Annotated in this window: 15 protein-coding genes and 1 riboswitch; all 15 genes read left to right on the plus strand. The window is 30.9% G+C overall.

Annotated elements, in window-relative coordinates; all coding sequences use genetic code 11:
• Positions 1–260 precede the first annotated feature (260 nt).
• Positions 261–427: riboswitch (M-box (ykoK) riboswitch) on the plus strand.
• 237 nt (positions 428–664) lie between these two features.
• Positions 665–1,927 (plus strand): magnesium transporter, encoded by a 1,263-nt coding sequence (locus B5S50_RS12705; protein WP_065079008.1) that lies wholly within the window; start codon positions 665–667, stop codon positions 1,925–1,927.
• Positions 1,928–2,045: 118 nt separating this feature from the next.
• Positions 2,046–2,735: a spore cortex-lytic enzyme gene (sleB, locus tag B5S50_RS12710; protein ID WP_065079009.1), complete on the plus strand. Its 690-nt coding sequence runs from the start codon at positions 2,046–2,048 to the stop codon at positions 2,733–2,735.
• Positions 2,736–2,971: 236 nt separating this feature from the next.
• The gene (locus B5S50_RS12715; protein ID WP_065079010.1) at positions 2,972–3,322 is read left to right on the plus strand and encodes a DUF6514 family protein; all 351 of its coding nucleotides are present in this window, start codon (positions 2,972–2,974) and stop codon (positions 3,320–3,322) included.
• Between the two features lie 137 nt (positions 3,323–3,459).
• Entirely contained in the window at positions 3,460–3,864 is a 405-nt protein-coding gene (acpS, locus tag B5S50_RS12720; protein WP_065079011.1) for a holo-ACP synthase, read from the plus strand.
• Positions 3,836–5,335: a bifunctional ADP-dependent NAD(P)H-hydrate dehydratase/NAD(P)H-hydrate epimerase gene (locus B5S50_RS12725; RefSeq protein WP_065079012.1), complete on the plus strand. Its 1,500-nt coding sequence runs from the start codon at positions 3,836–3,838 to the stop codon at positions 5,333–5,335. Before acpS ends, B5S50_RS12725 begins: the two co-directional genes overlap by 29 nt.
• 95 nt (positions 5,336–5,430) lie before the next feature.
• Complete coding sequence (locus B5S50_RS12730; RefSeq protein ID WP_065079013.1) at positions 5,431–6,039, plus strand: germination lipoprotein GerS-related protein; 609 nt, start codon at positions 5,431–5,433, stop codon at positions 6,037–6,039.
• A gap of 907 nt (positions 6,040–6,946) precedes the next feature.
• Entirely contained in the window at positions 6,947–7,267 is a 321-nt protein-coding gene (locus B5S50_RS12735) for a CopG family ribbon-helix-helix protein (protein ID WP_029170139.1), read from the plus strand.
• A complete protein-coding gene (locus tag B5S50_RS12740; protein WP_013236988.1) occupies positions 7,227–7,577 on the plus strand; it encodes a type II toxin-antitoxin system PemK/MazF family toxin in 351 nt (116 codons plus the stop codon). The genes B5S50_RS12735 and B5S50_RS12740 overlap by 41 nt, the downstream gene beginning before the upstream one ends.
• Before the next feature lie 175 nt (positions 7,578–7,752).
• Complete coding sequence (locus B5S50_RS12745; RefSeq protein ID WP_065079014.1) at positions 7,753–8,577, plus strand: transketolase; 825 nt, start codon at positions 7,753–7,755, stop codon at positions 8,575–8,577.
• A complete protein-coding gene (locus tag B5S50_RS12750) occupies positions 8,577–9,518 on the plus strand; it encodes a transketolase family protein (RefSeq protein WP_217301990.1) in 942 nt (313 codons plus the stop codon). Before B5S50_RS12745 ends, B5S50_RS12750 begins: the two co-directional genes overlap by 1 nt.
• A gap of 312 nt (positions 9,519–9,830) precedes the next feature.
• Positions 9,831–10,517 (plus strand): cell division ATP-binding protein FtsE, encoded by a 687-nt coding sequence (gene ftsE / locus B5S50_RS12755; RefSeq protein ID WP_065079016.1) that lies wholly within the window; start codon positions 9,831–9,833, stop codon positions 10,515–10,517.
• Positions 10,507–11,397: a permease-like cell division protein FtsX gene (gene ftsX / locus B5S50_RS12760; RefSeq protein ID WP_065079017.1), complete on the plus strand. Its 891-nt coding sequence runs from the start codon at positions 10,507–10,509 to the stop codon at positions 11,395–11,397. The genes ftsE and ftsX overlap by 11 nt, the downstream gene beginning before the upstream one ends.
• A 173-nt stretch (positions 11,398–11,570) precedes the next feature.
• Positions 11,571–12,746, plus strand: a complete 1,176-nt coding sequence (locus B5S50_RS12765; protein WP_217301991.1) for a S41 family peptidase — start codon at positions 11,571–11,573, stop codon at positions 12,744–12,746.
• Between the two features lie 103 nt (positions 12,747–12,849).
• Positions 12,850–14,151 carry a PDZ domain-containing protein gene (locus B5S50_RS12770; protein WP_217301992.1) on the plus strand — a complete coding sequence of 434 codons (1,302 nt, stop codon included), beginning with the start codon at positions 12,850–12,852 and terminating at the stop codon, positions 14,149–14,151.
• Positions 14,152–14,154: 3 nt separating this feature from the next.
• Entirely contained in the window at positions 14,155–16,137 is a 1,983-nt protein-coding gene (gene uvrB / locus B5S50_RS12775; protein ID WP_217301993.1) for an excinuclease ABC subunit UvrB, read from the plus strand.
• Positions 16,138–16,153 lie beyond the last annotated feature (16 nt).

A 16,153-nucleotide genomic window follows, 5' to 3' on the forward strand; every position in this document is an offset into this window, starting at 1 on the left:
GTTTCACTTATTTTTAGTATAACATATTATATTATGAGATAAATATTTAGGAATATGTAGATTTTGAATGGTGATAAGGAGAAGAAGACACACACTAAATAAATAATATAAATATGCAAAGATAAATTATGATATTTTACATTAAAATGAGCAAAATGAAATTAAAGTATCATAACAGGTAAATATAAATAAATTTAATATTTACTAGTTGCATTATAGTGAATTTGTAATATAATTATAGTATAAAAGTAAATGTTTATGTTTAATTATGTTAGGTGAGGCTCCTATATAGACATATGCTGCTGCCCCGAAACATCGAGAGATGCCAATGGGTGAACAGGTATTACCGTAGTAAGGTTTTACTTAATGTAGCTGGATGAAAATCTAAAGCTATATAGTGCTAAAACTCGTACGATTAAAAAAGTTTTAGTTTAAGAGCCCTGTGGGCTTTTTTTAGTTGTTTGCATATATTTGAATTTTTAATTTAGGTGGTGTGTTAAATGGAAAACGGACCTTATGGAGGTCGGTGCATCTTAGAAGAAAATTTAATAGAAGAAGTGCAGGGAAGTATTAGATCTAATTGGTGATGGCAATGCTATTGATAACTTTTAAAACGTTCATGTAGATTCTATAAATATTTCTCTGCATATAAGGAGGAATATTTATGAAAAAGTTATCTAGTTTCTTATTGAGTAAAGTTCTTTATAAAAAGGTTTATAATGAATTTGACGAATATGTAGGGAAACTTTGGGACGTTTATGTATCTTCTGATCATGGAATGCCAAGAGCCATAGGATATAAGATAAAAAAGGGCAAAGAAATACTTAATTGTGAGTGTAGGAACATAAACTTTTATGACGATAACGATAAGGTTATAATTAAAGGAGAAGGTATAAGGGAAATAATACTTCAAAGTTATTCCTATCTTTTATCAAAACATCTTTTAGATAGACAGATAGTGGATATAAATGGGAAAAAACTTGTAAGAGTTAATGACCTCAGAATTGCAGAAATGGCAGGAGAGTATAGAGTTGTAGCAGTAGATACAGGAGTTCTTGCTTTAGGAAGAAGGCTTGGTATAGAAAAAATCATAAAAAAGTTCTATGATTTATTTAACAAAAAGCCTGAAGATAGCCTTATAATTTGGGATAATGTAGAATCACTAGAAATGATAAATAACAATTTAAAACTTTCCGTACCATATAAAAAATTGTCTAAGCTCCACCCTGCTGATTTAGCAGATATACTAGAAGATATGGATGTAAACTACAGAAAGAAAGTTTTTGAAAGTTTAGATGAGGATCTAGCAGCGGATACATTAGAGGAAATAGATCCAGAAGTACAGCTAGATATTCTGGAAAATTTGAGTCAGTCTAAAAGGGACGAGGTGTTATACAATATGCCCAATGATGAAATAGCAGACATTTTAGATGAAGTAGATAAAGATACTGCAGAAAAAATACTTATAAATATGGAAAAAAATGATGCGGATGAAGTAAGATCACTTATGGAATATAAGGAAGAAACTGTAGGAAGTATAATGAATAAGGATTTTATCTGTTTTAATATAAATATAACCGTTAAAGATACTATTGAGTTTTTAAAAGAAATTAATCCGGAAGATGAGGTATCACATTATATATATATTATCAATGATCAAAAGCAGCTTGAAGGTGTGGTGTCCTTGAAAGACTTGATATTGTCAGATTTTGAAGATACATTAAAGGCGATAATGATGAAGGATGTAGTAAGTATAAATCATAAGGAAAATATAGATGAAGCCATAGAGATGTGTTCAAAATATAATCTTATTTCATTACCTGTAATAGATGATGAAGAAAAGCTATGTGGCATAGTTATAATGAATGACTTAGTAGAAGACATATTAATACCAAATTGGAGAAAAAGGCTAAGAAAAGTAGGGTAAGAAATGCTATCAATTCCACTTATTTAAAGTGAAATTGATAGCATTTTTTTATGTATTTTTTACTTCGTTTGTGTACAGACTACATTTAGGAGAATCAACATTAAAAGGAGATGGTCATATGGGTAAGAAAATTATGGGATTTAAAAGAGAATTAGTATTAATACTTGCTATAGTGTTTACATATGCATCAACTTCTCTATTCTTGCTCCCCTATAATAATGCAGTAAAAGCTGTGGCATACTACTATGGCTCAAGAGGAAATATGGTAATACAAATACAGCAAAAACTTAGAAGCTGGGGGTATTACAATGGTAGTGTAGATGGAGTATACGGGTATCAAACTTACACTGCAGTAAAGTATTTCCAATCAAAAAATGGATTAAAGTCTGATGGTATAGTTGGAGATGCAACTTTAGCAGCCCTTGCAATAAATACTGGAAGCAATACTGGTGGAAATAGCCAAAACGTAACATTAATAGCTAGATTGATAAATGGAGAGGCTAGAGGAGAACCTTATGAAGGACAGGTAGCCGTAGGAGCTGTAATACTAAATAGAACTAGGGATCCTAGGTTCCCATCTACTGTAGCAGGAGTTATATATCAACCAGGAGCTTTTACTGCTGTGGTGGATGGACAAATACATGCAAATATGAAACAGAGCTCTATAAATGCAGCAAGAGATGCTTTAAATGGATGGGATCCTTCAGGAGGAGCAATATACTATTTTAATCCCTCTACAGCAACAAGTTCATGGATATGGTCGAGACCTCTTATTAAAATTATAGGGAAACATAGATTTTGCAGATAGTTTAAAAATAGATAGTCAAAATAGATAAGCTTTCGACAGGATCATTTAATAAAAATTGTTAGTAAATAGGATAAAAATATATATGCTTCTAAGATAAGTGAGCAATAGATTTTTATTGTCATATATAAGGGATAATTTCTAAGAAAAGCTAATCAGGAAGTGACACATTTTTTTCCCTGTGTGTGCTAATATATTTTTAAGACAATAATGAGCTATGTTATGGGGGGAGAGAATTTATGATAATAGAGAATTTTATTAGTAATGAGAAAGTAAAACAAATTGAGTATGTATACTTTTATAGGTTACTTAAAGGGAAAATAGCTATTTCATATTCCCATAAGGATGTTGAAGAGGTGCAGGCTTATGGAATTGAAGTTGAGAGACAGGATATATTAGATGGAAAATTGATAAATGTGCAAAGAGATAGTATTCAAAATATAAGTCCTGAAAAGTATAAAGTACATAATTTACTGAAATTACTATATGACAATAAAGTTTCACCGCTCCACTTGGTTGATGTAATAGGTGATTATGTAGACGACTACATTATGGACTTTGACAACCAAAAAAATTATGCAGCATATTAATTTAATAGAAAAGAGGAGAAATCCTCTTTTTTTTATATAAAAAATTGATATATCTATTATACCTATATTAAAAAATTAATATAATATAGGTATAATAGGTATATAATTAAAGGTATTAAAATTGGAGGTGTTATATTTTGATATTTGGGGTTGGAGTTGATATAGTTGAAATCAGGAGAATAGAACAGGCTGTTAGTAAACATTCAAATTTTATAGATAGAATTTTTAGCAAAAATGAAGTAGAATATCTTAAAAACAAAAATTTAAGACCTGAATTTATAGCAGGAAGGTTTGCTGCTAAGGAAGCTATAGTAAAGGCACTAGGAACTGGATTTAGTGGTTTTGATTTTAGAGATATAGAAGTAGATAGAACTGCTTTAGGTAAACCAATTGTAGTATTAAAGGGAAAGGCAAAGTTAATAGCTAATAAATGTGGAAATTATAAGATTCATCTCAGTATATCTCATGGAGTGGATAATGCTATAGCCTATGCCGTAATGGAGGTAGATGAAGTTGAAGATAGCGACTGTAAAAACAGCTAGAGCTGTAGATGGGTACAGTATAAATGAATTAAAAATACCAGGGATTGTACTTATGGAAAATGCAGCACTAAAGGTAGTGAAAAACATAGATCTAAAAAAATGTGATTCTTTTTGTGTAATTTGTACAAAGGGAAATAATGGTGGAGATGGCTTTGCGGTAGCAAGACATCTTTATAATTTAAACAAAAAGGTTCATGTATTTTTAGTTGGAAAAGAAAGCGGAATGAGTGAAGATTGCAGCATAAATTACAATATTTTAAAAAATTTAAGAATTAATTTGAATGTAGTAGATTCAGAAGAAAGCCTTGTACAACTTAAAGAGTGTATAAAGGAAAGTGATGTTACTATAGATGCTCTGTTTGGAACAGGAATTTCTAGAAATATACTGGGAATACAAGATTCTGTAATAGATCTTATTAATAAGTATGGCAGCTATGTTATTTCTATAGATATTCCCTCAGGGCTTAATGGTGATACTGGAAATGTTATGGGCAACTGTGTGAGAGCTAATAAAACTATTACTTTTCAGCTATATAAAATGGGATTTTTAAAATATGGAAGTGATAGATTTACAGGTGAAGTGATAGTAGAGGACATAGGAATTCCAAATTTAGCTGTTGAAAGATTTTCTGGATCTGAATTTATAATGGATCAAGATTTTATAAAAGGAAAACTAAAAATTAGAGATAAGTTTAGTCATAAAGGAGATTATGGAAGAGTACTTGTTATAGCTGGATCTAGAGGATTTACAGGAGCAGCTTATATATGTACTCAGGGAGCAATAAGAAGTGGCGCAGGGCTTGTTACTTTAGGATGTTATAAAGATATACAACCTATACTTAGTGAAAAGCTTGTTGAAGGTATGACTATAGATTTGGAAGAAAATCTAAAATTAGAAAAGACTATAGAAAAAAGCGATGCTATTGCTATAGGACCAGGTATGGGAGCTAATGATAGTACTTTAAACTTGGTGAAAAAGGTTATTACTACTTTCAGAAAAACGGTAGTAATAGATGCAGATGGGATCAATGTTTTAAGTGGAAATCTTAACATTTTAAAAGAAAAAAAATGTGATGTGATTTTAACCCCTCATTTGGGAGAAATGTCTAGAATTACCAGTTTAGGAATTGAATATATATGCGAAAATAGAATTAAAGTAGCCAAAGACTTTGCGAAGGAGTATAATGTAATTGTACTTTTAAAAGGATATAACACGGTTATTACAGATGGAAACTTAGTTGCCATAAATTCTACAGGAAATTCAGCTATGGCTTCAGGTGGTATGGGAGATTGTCTAACGGGAATTATAGCTTCTTTTTCTGCACAAAAACAAGGCCCTTTTGAAGCAGCTTCTATTGCTGCATTTATACATGGGTATGTGGGAGAAGAATTATCCAAAGATATGTATTCTGTAAATGCCAGTCATGTTTTGCATCAATTGCCTTTTTCAATAAAAAAATTAACAGAATAGTCTTATTTTCATATAATTATTTCATAAAAAAGTAATATAGAAAAACATAATAGAATAGATTAGTAGTAAAAAGTTGTGAAAACTGGAGGAACGAAGTGAGAAAAAGACTACTGATATTAGGAATTATGTTTTTTATTTTAAGTGTAATTTTTTCATCTTGTGGTAAAGACCCTCAAAATACAGAGAAAATAATTTATTATTTAAAGAATTTGAACAGCTACAACTGCAATGTAAATATTTTAATAAAAAATGACAAACAGCAGATAAATTACAATGGAAAGCAATTTTATGACAGTAGATATGGAGAGAGGTTTGATTTAGACAACAATAGAATAATTATTTATAAAGAAAGCAAGATACATGTTAAAGATATTAAGCGAGGAAATTCCTATAATATAGATAAAAATTTTCAAAGTTTATTTAAGTTTAGTTTTATAAAAGAATATATCTCTCTCCTTTATACGAATGAAAAGATTGAAAATTCATTTAAAAAGGTGGGAAATGAAGAATATCAAGTTATAAATTTAGACATACCTGGCAATAATAAAAATATGTATAAAGCCCAGTTGTATGTAAATATAAAAAATAATGTTCCTGCATACGTCATAATATACGATTCTAAATATAAAAAACGGATAGAAATTAAATATACCGATTTTAAAGCCAATGTGGAATTAAAAGAGGATATGTTTAAGATAAATTAGTTTTAGTATAAGAACATGTAAGTAATATTTTTAATCAATAAGGTATTTTAGGGGGTGATATATTTATAGTTAAGCATTATAGGCATATATAGTAAAAATTAATTTAAAGTGATGTTGTATATAATAGGTATCTTCAATCAGACGATGTGGACAAGAGCTAAAAAAAGTTGATTGAAGTCTAATACAAAAGATAGTAAAGTAGTTAAAATTACAGAAGATAACAAGTTCATATATATTTTTTTAACTGTCATATGTACTCTACTTTTTAAGTTAAGATAATTGCTATATGCAGCAGTTATATCTTAATTGTAAATAAATTTTAATAAATAAAATCATAGAATTAAATTAATTACATATTTAGAAAGGGATACTTGCATATGGCTTTTGACAAACTGCGTTTTCAATAATTATTATATAAGTAATTATGTATATGAAAAAACTGAAACATTTCTTAAAACATATTTTCCAATCTGATATATAGACATATACACACCAGAAAATTATGAATATAAGCTTAGAAATTGGTATAGGATAATAATAAGATTAATGAATGAAAATTTTATTCATAAAGTTGATTTGCATTACAAATGATTACCATGAGATTAACATAAAATTAGTAATTGGGTGTAAAAAGTATATTATACAATATGCAAGTAACTACAATGAATTATTACATATATATTTAATTAATATCTGAAATTGTTACATATAAAATTATAATAGACTTAAATAGAAACATGGCAAAAGTTATATTAAATCAATATAGATATGAAAAGCCCTATGTAAAAAATACAAGTAGAAAAATGTTGAAATTAAAGATAATTTCTTTGACACACTTGTGGATTTGGTAATATAATTACGTTGTATATATCTTTCGCTTAGGGTAATAGGAGGTATTAATTTGTATATGTCAAATTCTAAAAGATTGGTGGTAAACCTCTCAGAAACACTATACAATGAATTTAACAAAGCACTTAAAGAAGATTGCAAAAAAAGAAGTGAATTTATTAGGGAAGTTATCATATTATATATTAATGAGAAAAAAAGGTTAAATAGAATATCAGAAATGGAAAAAGGATATAGGGAAATGGCGCAGCTTAATCTTGAATTCGCAGAAATGGGCTTTGCAAGTGACATAAAGGAATTAAAAGAATATGAAGCGAAGCTTTCGGAGAGTGATTTGTCAGATGACAACAGTAGTGAAAAGAGGAGATATATTTTATGCTGATTTGAGCCCTGTAGTTGGGTCTGAACAAGGAGGGGTAAGGCCGGTTATTATCCTACAAAATGATGTAGGTAATAAGTACAGTCCCACTGTAATTGTTGCGGCTATTACTTCTCAGATAAATAAAGCAAAACTACCTACTCATGTTGAAATTTCTTCAGAAGCCTATGGGCTAAATAAAGATTCGGTAGTGCTGCTTGAACAAATAAGAACTTTAGATAAAAGAAGATTAAAGGAAAAAATTGGTCATATGACAGATGTAGATATGAAAAAGGTAGATGGTGCACTTCTAGTGAGTGTAGGACTACAGTAAGTATTCCAATTTCATCTAATATTTTATGAATTTTATAGTTAATATTGTGAACTATAGGCCCCTGCATCTTAAATGTAGGGGTGAAATTTTATGACCAGGATTATATATAAAAATAAAATTTTGTGTTAAAATAATAAGTATAGTTTTTGCTTATATAGCTTAGGAGGTTAAGGGTGTGAAAAAAGACATAGAAGAACTTAAGAAGATTGCTGTAACTATAAGAAAAGACATAATAAAAATGTTAACCGAATCTAGTTCAGGTCATCCAGGTGGTTCATTATCTGCAGTGGAGGTTTTAACCACTTTATATTTTTATGAAATGAATATTAATCCAGAGCAACCTAGAGATTTAAATAGGGATAGATTTGTATTATCAAAAGGACACGCAGCACCAGCATTATATAGTACCCTTGCAAGAAAAGGATATTTTAATGTAGAGGAATTAAAGTCACTTAGAAAGATTGGATCAATGCTTCAAGGACATCCTAATATGAATGAAGTACCAGGAATAGATATGTCTACAGGCTCTTTAGGTCAGGGGATATCTGCAGCTGTAGGAATGGCATTAGCTGGGAAAATAGATAAAAAGGATTACAGAGTTTATACTTTACTAGGTGATGGAGAACTTGAAGAAGGTGAAGTTTGGGAAGCAACTATGGCTGCAGGACATTATAAACTAGATAATCTTACAGCTTTTGTAGATGCTAATGGACTTCAAATAGATGGACCTTGCGAAGAAGTAATGTCAGCATACCCAATTGGGGATAAGTTTAAGGCATTTAAGTGGAATGTTATAGAAGTAAATGGACATAGTTTTGAAGAACTAATAGATGCTATTGAAAAAGCAAAAACAGTTAAAAACAAACCAACTATGATAGTATGTAAGACTATTAAAGGTAAGGGAGTTTCTTTCATGGAAAATGAAGTTGGCTGGCATGGTTCAGCACCAAATATAGAACAATGTGAGAAAGCATTAGCTGAACTTGGAGGTGAGGAGTAATGTCAAATAAAATAGCAACTAGAGAAGCTTACGGAAAAGCATTAGTGGAATTGGGAGCTGAAAATAAAAAAGTAGTAGTCCTTGATGCGGATCTTTCAAAATCTACTAAAACTGCTAAGTTTAAAGATGCATATCCAGATAGATTTATGGATATGGGAATAGCAGAAGGTAATATGATGGCAGTAGCAGCAGGCTTGTCTACTTGCAATAAGATACCTTTTGTAAGCACTTTTGCCATGTTTGCAACGGGAAGGGCATTTGAGCAGGTAAGAAATTCTATATGCTATCCTAAATTAAATGTTAAAATATGCGCTACTCATGCTGGTATTACAGTAGGGGAAGATGGAGCATCTCATCAGTCTGTAGAAGATATATCGCTTATGAGAAGTATACCTAATATGACAGTTATATGTCCAAGTGATGCGGTAGAAGCAGAAGCTGCGGTTAAAGCTGTAGCTGAAATGGATGGACCTTGTTATGTAAGACTTGGTAGGTCAGGAGTATCTGTTATAAATGACAATGCAGATTATAAATTTGAAATAGGAAAAGCAGTACAGCTTAGAGAAGGAAAAGATGCAGTTATTATTGCAACTGGTATAATGGTTGATGCAGCACTGGAAGCATATAATAATCTAGCAGAAGAAGGCATTAAAGTATCGGTCTTAAACATACATACAATAAAACCTATAGACAAGGAAGCAGTAATAAATGCAGCAAGACAAACTGGTGCGGTTATAACTGCAGAAGAACACAGTGTTATTGGGGGACTTGGATCAGCTGTATGTGAAGTTTTAAGTGAAAATTTACCTACTCCAGTGGTAAGGGTAGGCATAAAAGATATTTTTGGTCAAAGTGGAAAACCGGCAGAACTTTTAAAAGCCTATAAACTTACAGCAGATGATATAGTGAAAGCTGTTAAAAAAGGTATAGCTTTAAAATAGTAATTTAGTAGAAGACGATGTTATGATTTCGTATAACATCGTCTTTTTTAATCAATGAATCTTACTTAGTGGGAGCTTGTTTCTCCCACTAAGTTTAGATGAATTATCTAGGGGCGTAGCTACTGTTAGCTCCCACTTTGATAGAAGTGGGAGTGTTACAGTAGGTAGCCATCAGATAAAAGTAAACTTTAAGCCTTAGTTTGTTAATAATAATTTCATATATTTAATTTTTAGTTTCATCCTTCCGTATGATATAATGAATTTTGTAATGTAGCAAGCTGAAAAACTTGTTAAATATAAGGAGAGATTTAAATGATACAGTTCAAAAACGTAAGCAAGGTTTACAATAATAACATATTCGCACTGTCAAATATAAATCTGAAAATTGAAAAAGGGGAATTTGTTTTTTTAGTTGGACCTAGTGGAGCGGGAAAAACTACTTTTGTAAAGGCACTTTTGAAAGAAGTTCAACCTACATCAGGAGACATTATAGTTAACAATCTCAATATTACAAAATTAAAAAGAAGTAAGATACCTTTATATAGAAGGAAATTAGGAGTAGTTTTTCAAGACTTTAGACTGATACCTACTTTAAATGTGTATGAAAATGTAGCATTTGCAATGAGGGTTATTGAAGCTCATCCAAAAGAAATAAGAAAAAAAGTACCTGTTGTACTTTCTTTAGTTGGACTGGCAAATAAATACAAGTCATTTCCACATGAGCTTTCTGGAGGAGAACAGCAGAGAATTTCACTGGCAAGAGCTATAGTAAATAACCCATCCATATTAATAGCTGATGAACCTACAGGAAATTTGGACCCAGATACTTCTATGGACATAATGGAAACAATAAAGGATATAAATGAGGCTGGAACAACAGTACTAATGGCAACTCATGCAAGCGATATAGTTGATTCTATGAGAAAAAGAGTTATAGCACTGGAAAAGGGTATTATAGTAAGAGATGAGCAAAGGGGTGCATACGGATATGAGGATTAGTACTATAAGTTTTTCTATTAAGGATGCATTTAGAAATTTAAATAGAAATAAAACTATAAGTATAGCATCTGCGGCTACGGTAGCAGCTACGCTTTTTATTTTCGGTATATACCTACTTGCTATGATGAATATCAAACAAGGTATATTGGAAGTGCAATCTAAAGTAGAGGTAAAGATATATCTTCAGGATAATATAACTAGAATTCAGAAGAGAAATATCGAGGATAAAATAAATACTACAGATGGAGTAGTGGATGTAAGTTACGAAACAAAATCTCAGGCACTAGATAAGTTTAGAAATCAGTTGGGAAAGGAAAATAAATCTTTAGTAGAGGGACTTGAGAAGGACAATCCAATTCCAAGTGCATACATAGTGAAGGTTTCAGATCCCCAAGTTGTGTCCCAGGTAGTTAAAAATGTACAGGGAATGCCCGGAATATATAGTGTACAAGATGCCAGAGAAATTGTGGATAAAATTATAGCTATAACTAGAACTATAAAATGGGTAGGAACTATTATATTTATAATATTAATAGGAGTTTCACTATTTTTAATAGGAAATACAATAAAGATAACTGTTTATTCTAGAAGAAAAGAAATAGGAATAATGAAATACATTGGAGCTACAGACTGGTTTATAAGATGGCCTTTTATTATAGAAGGTATTATAATAGGTATTGCAGGGGGAATAGTATCAGATATAATACTTTATTATCTATATAAAATATTATATGTTAAAGCAGCGTCCACTCTTGTGATAATGCAGTTAATTAGTCCTACTTATGTAATCACTAGTATTTTGGGAATATTTATTCTGGTGGGTATTATTATAGGCGCTGCAGGAAGTGCATTATCTATTAGAAAATTCTTAGAAGTTTAAATTAGTATAGGATAGTTAATTAAATTTTAGAGTTATATAGGGCATGCAGAAATTTTATTTTTGCATGCCAATTTTATAATAGTTTTACAAATTTATTTTTTTTAGTGTTATAATTATTTAAGATTTACATAAATACTATAATAGTGAATGTTTCAAAAAATGAGGTGAGCAAATTGAATAGCAAGAGAAAATGGATAGGATGGACTATAGCAATTGTACTTATAACAAATATCCTTACAATGTTTGGAACTACAAGTTTTATAACAAGCGCTCAGGGAAATACTGTAGGAAATTTTGGAAAATTATTTGAAATTAGAAGTCAATTATATAAATATTATGATGGACCTATAAACGATTCAACTTTAGTTGAAGGTGCCATTAAGGGAATGACTTCATCGCTGAATGATCCTTATACTGTATTTATGAATAAAAAAGAATTTGAAGAGTTTAATGTTCAAACTCAGGGAAATTATAGTGGTGTTGGAATTCAGGTTGGAGCAAAAGACAGTAATATTGTTGTAATGGATGTATTTGATAATTCTCCTTCAAAAAAGGCGGGAATAATAAAAAATGATATAATTGAGAAAGTAAATGGTACTAGTGTTAGTGGAAAAGATCTAGATAAAGCTGTATCTTTAATGAAAGGTCAGGAGAATACAGAAGTTACACTGACATTATATAGAGAGAGCAAAGGAAATTTTGATGTAAAAGTTAAAAGACAGAAAATAGACATTGCTACTGTAAAAGGTGAAATGCTGCAGGATAATGTAGGATATATTCAAGTAAGTATGTTTGACGAAAATACTGCAAAAAACTTTAAAGATCAGTTGAACAAATTGAAGAGTCAGGGTATGAAATCATTGATTATAGATTTAAGAGATAATCCAGGTGGACTTTTAGATCAATGTGTTGATATGGTGTCTAATTTTGTACCTAGTGGTAAAGTTATAGTTTCTACAGTTGATAAATACAACAATAAAAAAGAGTATAAATCAAAAGGTGGGGATTTTACTAATTTACCTTTGACAGTATTGACTAATGGAAATAGTGCCAGCGCATCGGAAATATTTTCAGGAGCCATTAGAGATTATAAAATTGGAACTTTAGTTGGAGAAAAAACCTATGGAAAAGGAGTAGTTCAAACTATACTTGATACAGGAAGCGGCACTGCACTCAAAGTTACTATATCAAAATATTATACTCCAAATGGGGAAAACATACACAAGAAGGGGATAAAACCTAATGTAGAAGTGATATATCCTGAAGAACTTAAGAAAGCTGCTTATGATAGGAACAAAGATCCTCAATTTAGCAAAGCACTTGAAATAGCAAAAAGCAAAATAAAATAGATTTAAATTTTGACGAACTAGGAAAGCATTTAGGCATTTGAAGTTTTAAGTTAGACAGATTGGTTCTGTCTAACTTAATTTATGGAGAGGGGAACTAATTTTAATGATATTATTGTATACATTGAAGTCCATAGCTTTTGCATTGACAGAACCGTATTTAATAATTATTTTAGCTGTTCTTGCACTTGTGTTATACAGAAAAAATAAGCAGATAACTGTAATGCAAAAGATGATAATTGGAGAAAGAATTAACTCTCCTTTTGAACTTACAATATCACAAATCGTAATAGGAATTTTTGCAGGGGTTGTCATTACTACTATTATGTCCTATTTAGGAATAGTTTTTGATGAAAGTTCCTCTGTAGATTTAGTATTTTTAGCATCTATAATATTTATGTTTTTTAATCCAAGGTTCATATGTTTTTCTTACTCTGGTGCAGTACTTGGATTTTTAAGCCTTACGATGGCTATATTATCTTCAAAGTTTAACCTTCCAAATTTGAATTTCTTAAAGATAGATGTAGTTGCCCTTATGAGTATGGTAGCTATAATACATTTTGTAGAGGGAATTTTAATTATATTGGACGGAAAGACAGGATCTATTCCGGTTTTTACAAGTAAAGGTGGTAGTATAATAGGTGGATTTGCCCTGCGAAGATACTGGATAGTTCCAGTGGCTATATTTTTTATGATTCATGATAAATCCGCAATAGCAAGTTCGTGGCAGGTGTCTCTTCCTGGATGGTGGCCTATAGTAAAAACTTCTATACCGTTTAATATTTTGAAGAATGCAGTTCTTACATTAATGCCATTTTATGCTGTAGTGGGATACAATAGTGTGACTTTTACTAAAAGCGTAAAGGAAAAGAGTCGAATATCTGGTGTTATTGTAATGCTATACGGTATTATTTTATTTGGGGTAGCACAATTGGCAGTTTTAAATATTGTATTGAAATTCTTTGTAGTTATATTTGCACCTTTAGCTCATGAAGGAATTATTATCCTGCAGAGGTATTTGGAAAATAAAGGGGCACCTAAATATATAAGCAGCAGTGAAGGGATTATGGTACTTGCTGTGGCACCTAATTCACCTGCAAGTGAAATGGGAATAAAAACTGGAGATTTGTTGGTGGAAGTGAATGGTGAAAAAATTGAAAGTGAAGATAGAATAACTGAAATAGTAAAGGAATATTCAAATTTTATTTGGTTTAAAGTAAAAAATGTATCTGGAGCTTTAGAACAGGTTAGCTATAACAAGATGAACAAAGATAAGAGGCTTGGAATAGTTTTTGTACCCAGAAAAGTGCCTAAGGACAGTATGGTTGTAAAGTTTGATAAAAGCCGATTTTCTCAAATGCTAAATGATATGAAAAATAAGGATAAAGATAAGGATAAGGATGATTAAAAAATGGGAGTTTTTAAAATACATTCTAAATTTAAACCTACTGGAGATCAACCCCAAGCTATAGATAGTATAGCGGATGGTGTTTTAAAAGGAAATAAATTTCAAACATTACTTGGAGTAACTGGATCCGGTAAGACTTTTACTATGGCTAACATAATAGAAAAAGTACAGAAACCTACACTAGTGCTTGCACATAATAAAACTTTGGCAGCACAGTTATGTTCAGAATTCAGAGATTTCTTTCCAAGTAATTCTGTAGAATATTTTGTATCATATTATGATTATTATCAACCAGAGGCATATATACCTCAAACAGATACTTACATAGAAAAAGATGCATCTATAAATGATGAAATTGATAAATTAAGACATTCTGCTACTTCTGCACTCCTGGAAAGAAAAGATGTAGTTGTAGTGGCATCAGTATCTTGCATTTATGGACTTGGAAATCCTGAAGAATATAAAAAATTAACTTTGTCTCTAAGGCCGGGAATGATAAAAAATAGAGATGAAGTCCTAAAAAAATTAGTAGAAATACAGTATGAAAGAAATGATATAAATTTTGTAAGAGGGACCTTTAGGGTAAAAGGGGATATAGTGGATATATTTCCAGCGGCATCTACAGATCATGCTATAAGGGTAGAGTTTTTTGGAGATGAAATTGATAAGATAAGGGAGTTTGATGTGCTCACAGGAGATACCATTGGACTTAGAAAACATGCAAATATATTTCCAGCATCTCATTTTGCCACTTCAAGAGAAAAAATGGAATTAGCTATAGAAAAGATAGAAGAAGAATTAGAACACAGACTTAAAGAACTTACATCTCAGGATAAATTGCTTGAAGCACAGAGATTAAAACAGAGAACTAATTTTGACATAGAAATGATGAGGGAAGTAGGATATTGCAGTGGAATTGAAAATTATTCTAGAATAATGGATGGAAGAGCTAAGGGAAGCCCTCCACAAACCCTTATTGATTATTTTCCAGATAATTTTTTGCTTTTTATAGACGAAAGTCATGTTACTCTTCCTCAGGTAAAAGCCATGTATGCGGGAGATAGATCTAGGAAAGATACATTAGTGGAATATGGTTTTAGACTTCCTTCTGCCTACGATAACAGACCTTTAAAATTTCAAGAATTTGAAAAAAAGATAAATCAGGTTGTATTTGTAAGTGCTACACCGTCAGACTATGAGTTAGAACATTCCGAAAATGTGGCAGAACAAATATTAAGACCTACAGGACTTTTAGATCCTGAAATCATAGTGAAACCAATTAAGGGACAAATAGATGATTTGTATAATAGCATACAAAAAACTATATCAAGAGGATATAGGATACTTGTTACTACGCTTACTAAAAAGATGGCAGAAGATTTAACAGATTATTTTAAAGACATGAATATCAAGGCAAGATATCTTCATTCCAGTATAGCTACTATAGATAGGATGAAGATAATAAGGGATTTGAGAAAAGGAGAATTTGATGTCTTAGTGGGAATTAATCTTCTAAGAGAGGGACTTGATATACCTGAAGTTGCATTAGTTGCAATCTTAGATGCAGATAAGGAAGGATTTTTAAGGTCAGAAAAATCTCTCATTCAAACTATAGGAAGGGCTGCAAGAAACTCTGAAAGCAAAGTTATAATGTATGCCGATGTTATTACAAAATCTATGGATAAAGCTATAAGTGAAACTGGAAGAAGAAGGAAAATACAAATTGAGTATAATAAGAAGAATGGCATAGTTCCAAAAACAATTAATAAGGCAATTAGAGAAGTTATAGAGTCAACTATGGTTTTAGAAGAAAAAGAAGAATATAATAGTTTAGAAGAGGCAGTAAAGGCGGACAATGAAAAAATAGATGAACTCATTGAAGCTCATGAGAGACAAATGAAAAAGGCAGCAAAAGAACTTAGATTTGAGGAAGCTGCTAAACTCAGGGATGCAATACTTAAGTTAAAGAAACAAAAAAACAAATAATATGGATAAGAGAATT

The sequence above is a fragment of the Clostridium sp. 001 genome, assembly GCF_019056555.1.
GTDB classification, from domain to species: domain Bacteria; phylum Bacillota; class Clostridia; order Clostridiales; family Clostridiaceae; genus Clostridium_B; species Clostridium_B ragsdalei.

Coding starts and splice junctions, on each gene's coding strand:
- B5S50_RS12705 (WP_065079008.1), top strand. CDS start 665: ATGAAAAAGTTATCTAGTTTCTTATTGAGTAAAGTTCTTTATAAAAAG.
- sleB (WP_065079009.1), top strand. CDS start 2,046: ATGGGTAAGAAAATTATGGGATTTAAAAGAGAATTAGTATTAATACTT.
- B5S50_RS12715 (WP_065079010.1), top strand. CDS start 2,972: ATGATAATAGAGAATTTTATTAGTAATGAGAAAGTAAAACAAATTGAG.
- B5S50_RS12735 (WP_029170139.1), top strand. CDS start 6,947: ATGTCAAATTCTAAAAGATTGGTGGTAAACCTCTCAGAAACACTATAC.
- B5S50_RS12740 (WP_013236988.1), top strand. CDS start 7,227: ATGACAACAGTAGTGAAAAGAGGAGATATATTTTATGCTGATTTGAGC.
- B5S50_RS12750 (WP_217301990.1), top strand. CDS start 8,577: ATGTCAAATAAAATAGCAACTAGAGAAGCTTACGGAAAAGCATTAGTG.
- ftsE (WP_065079016.1), top strand. CDS start 9,831: ATGATACAGTTCAAAAACGTAAGCAAGGTTTACAATAATAACATATTC.
- ftsX (WP_065079017.1), top strand. CDS start 10,507: ATGAGGATTAGTACTATAAGTTTTTCTATTAAGGATGCATTTAGAAAT.
- B5S50_RS12770 (WP_217301992.1), top strand. CDS start 12,850: ATGATATTATTGTATACATTGAAGTCCATAGCTTTTGCATTGACAGAA.
- uvrB (WP_217301993.1), top strand. CDS start 14,155: ATGGGAGTTTTTAAAATACATTCTAAATTTAAACCTACTGGAGATCAA.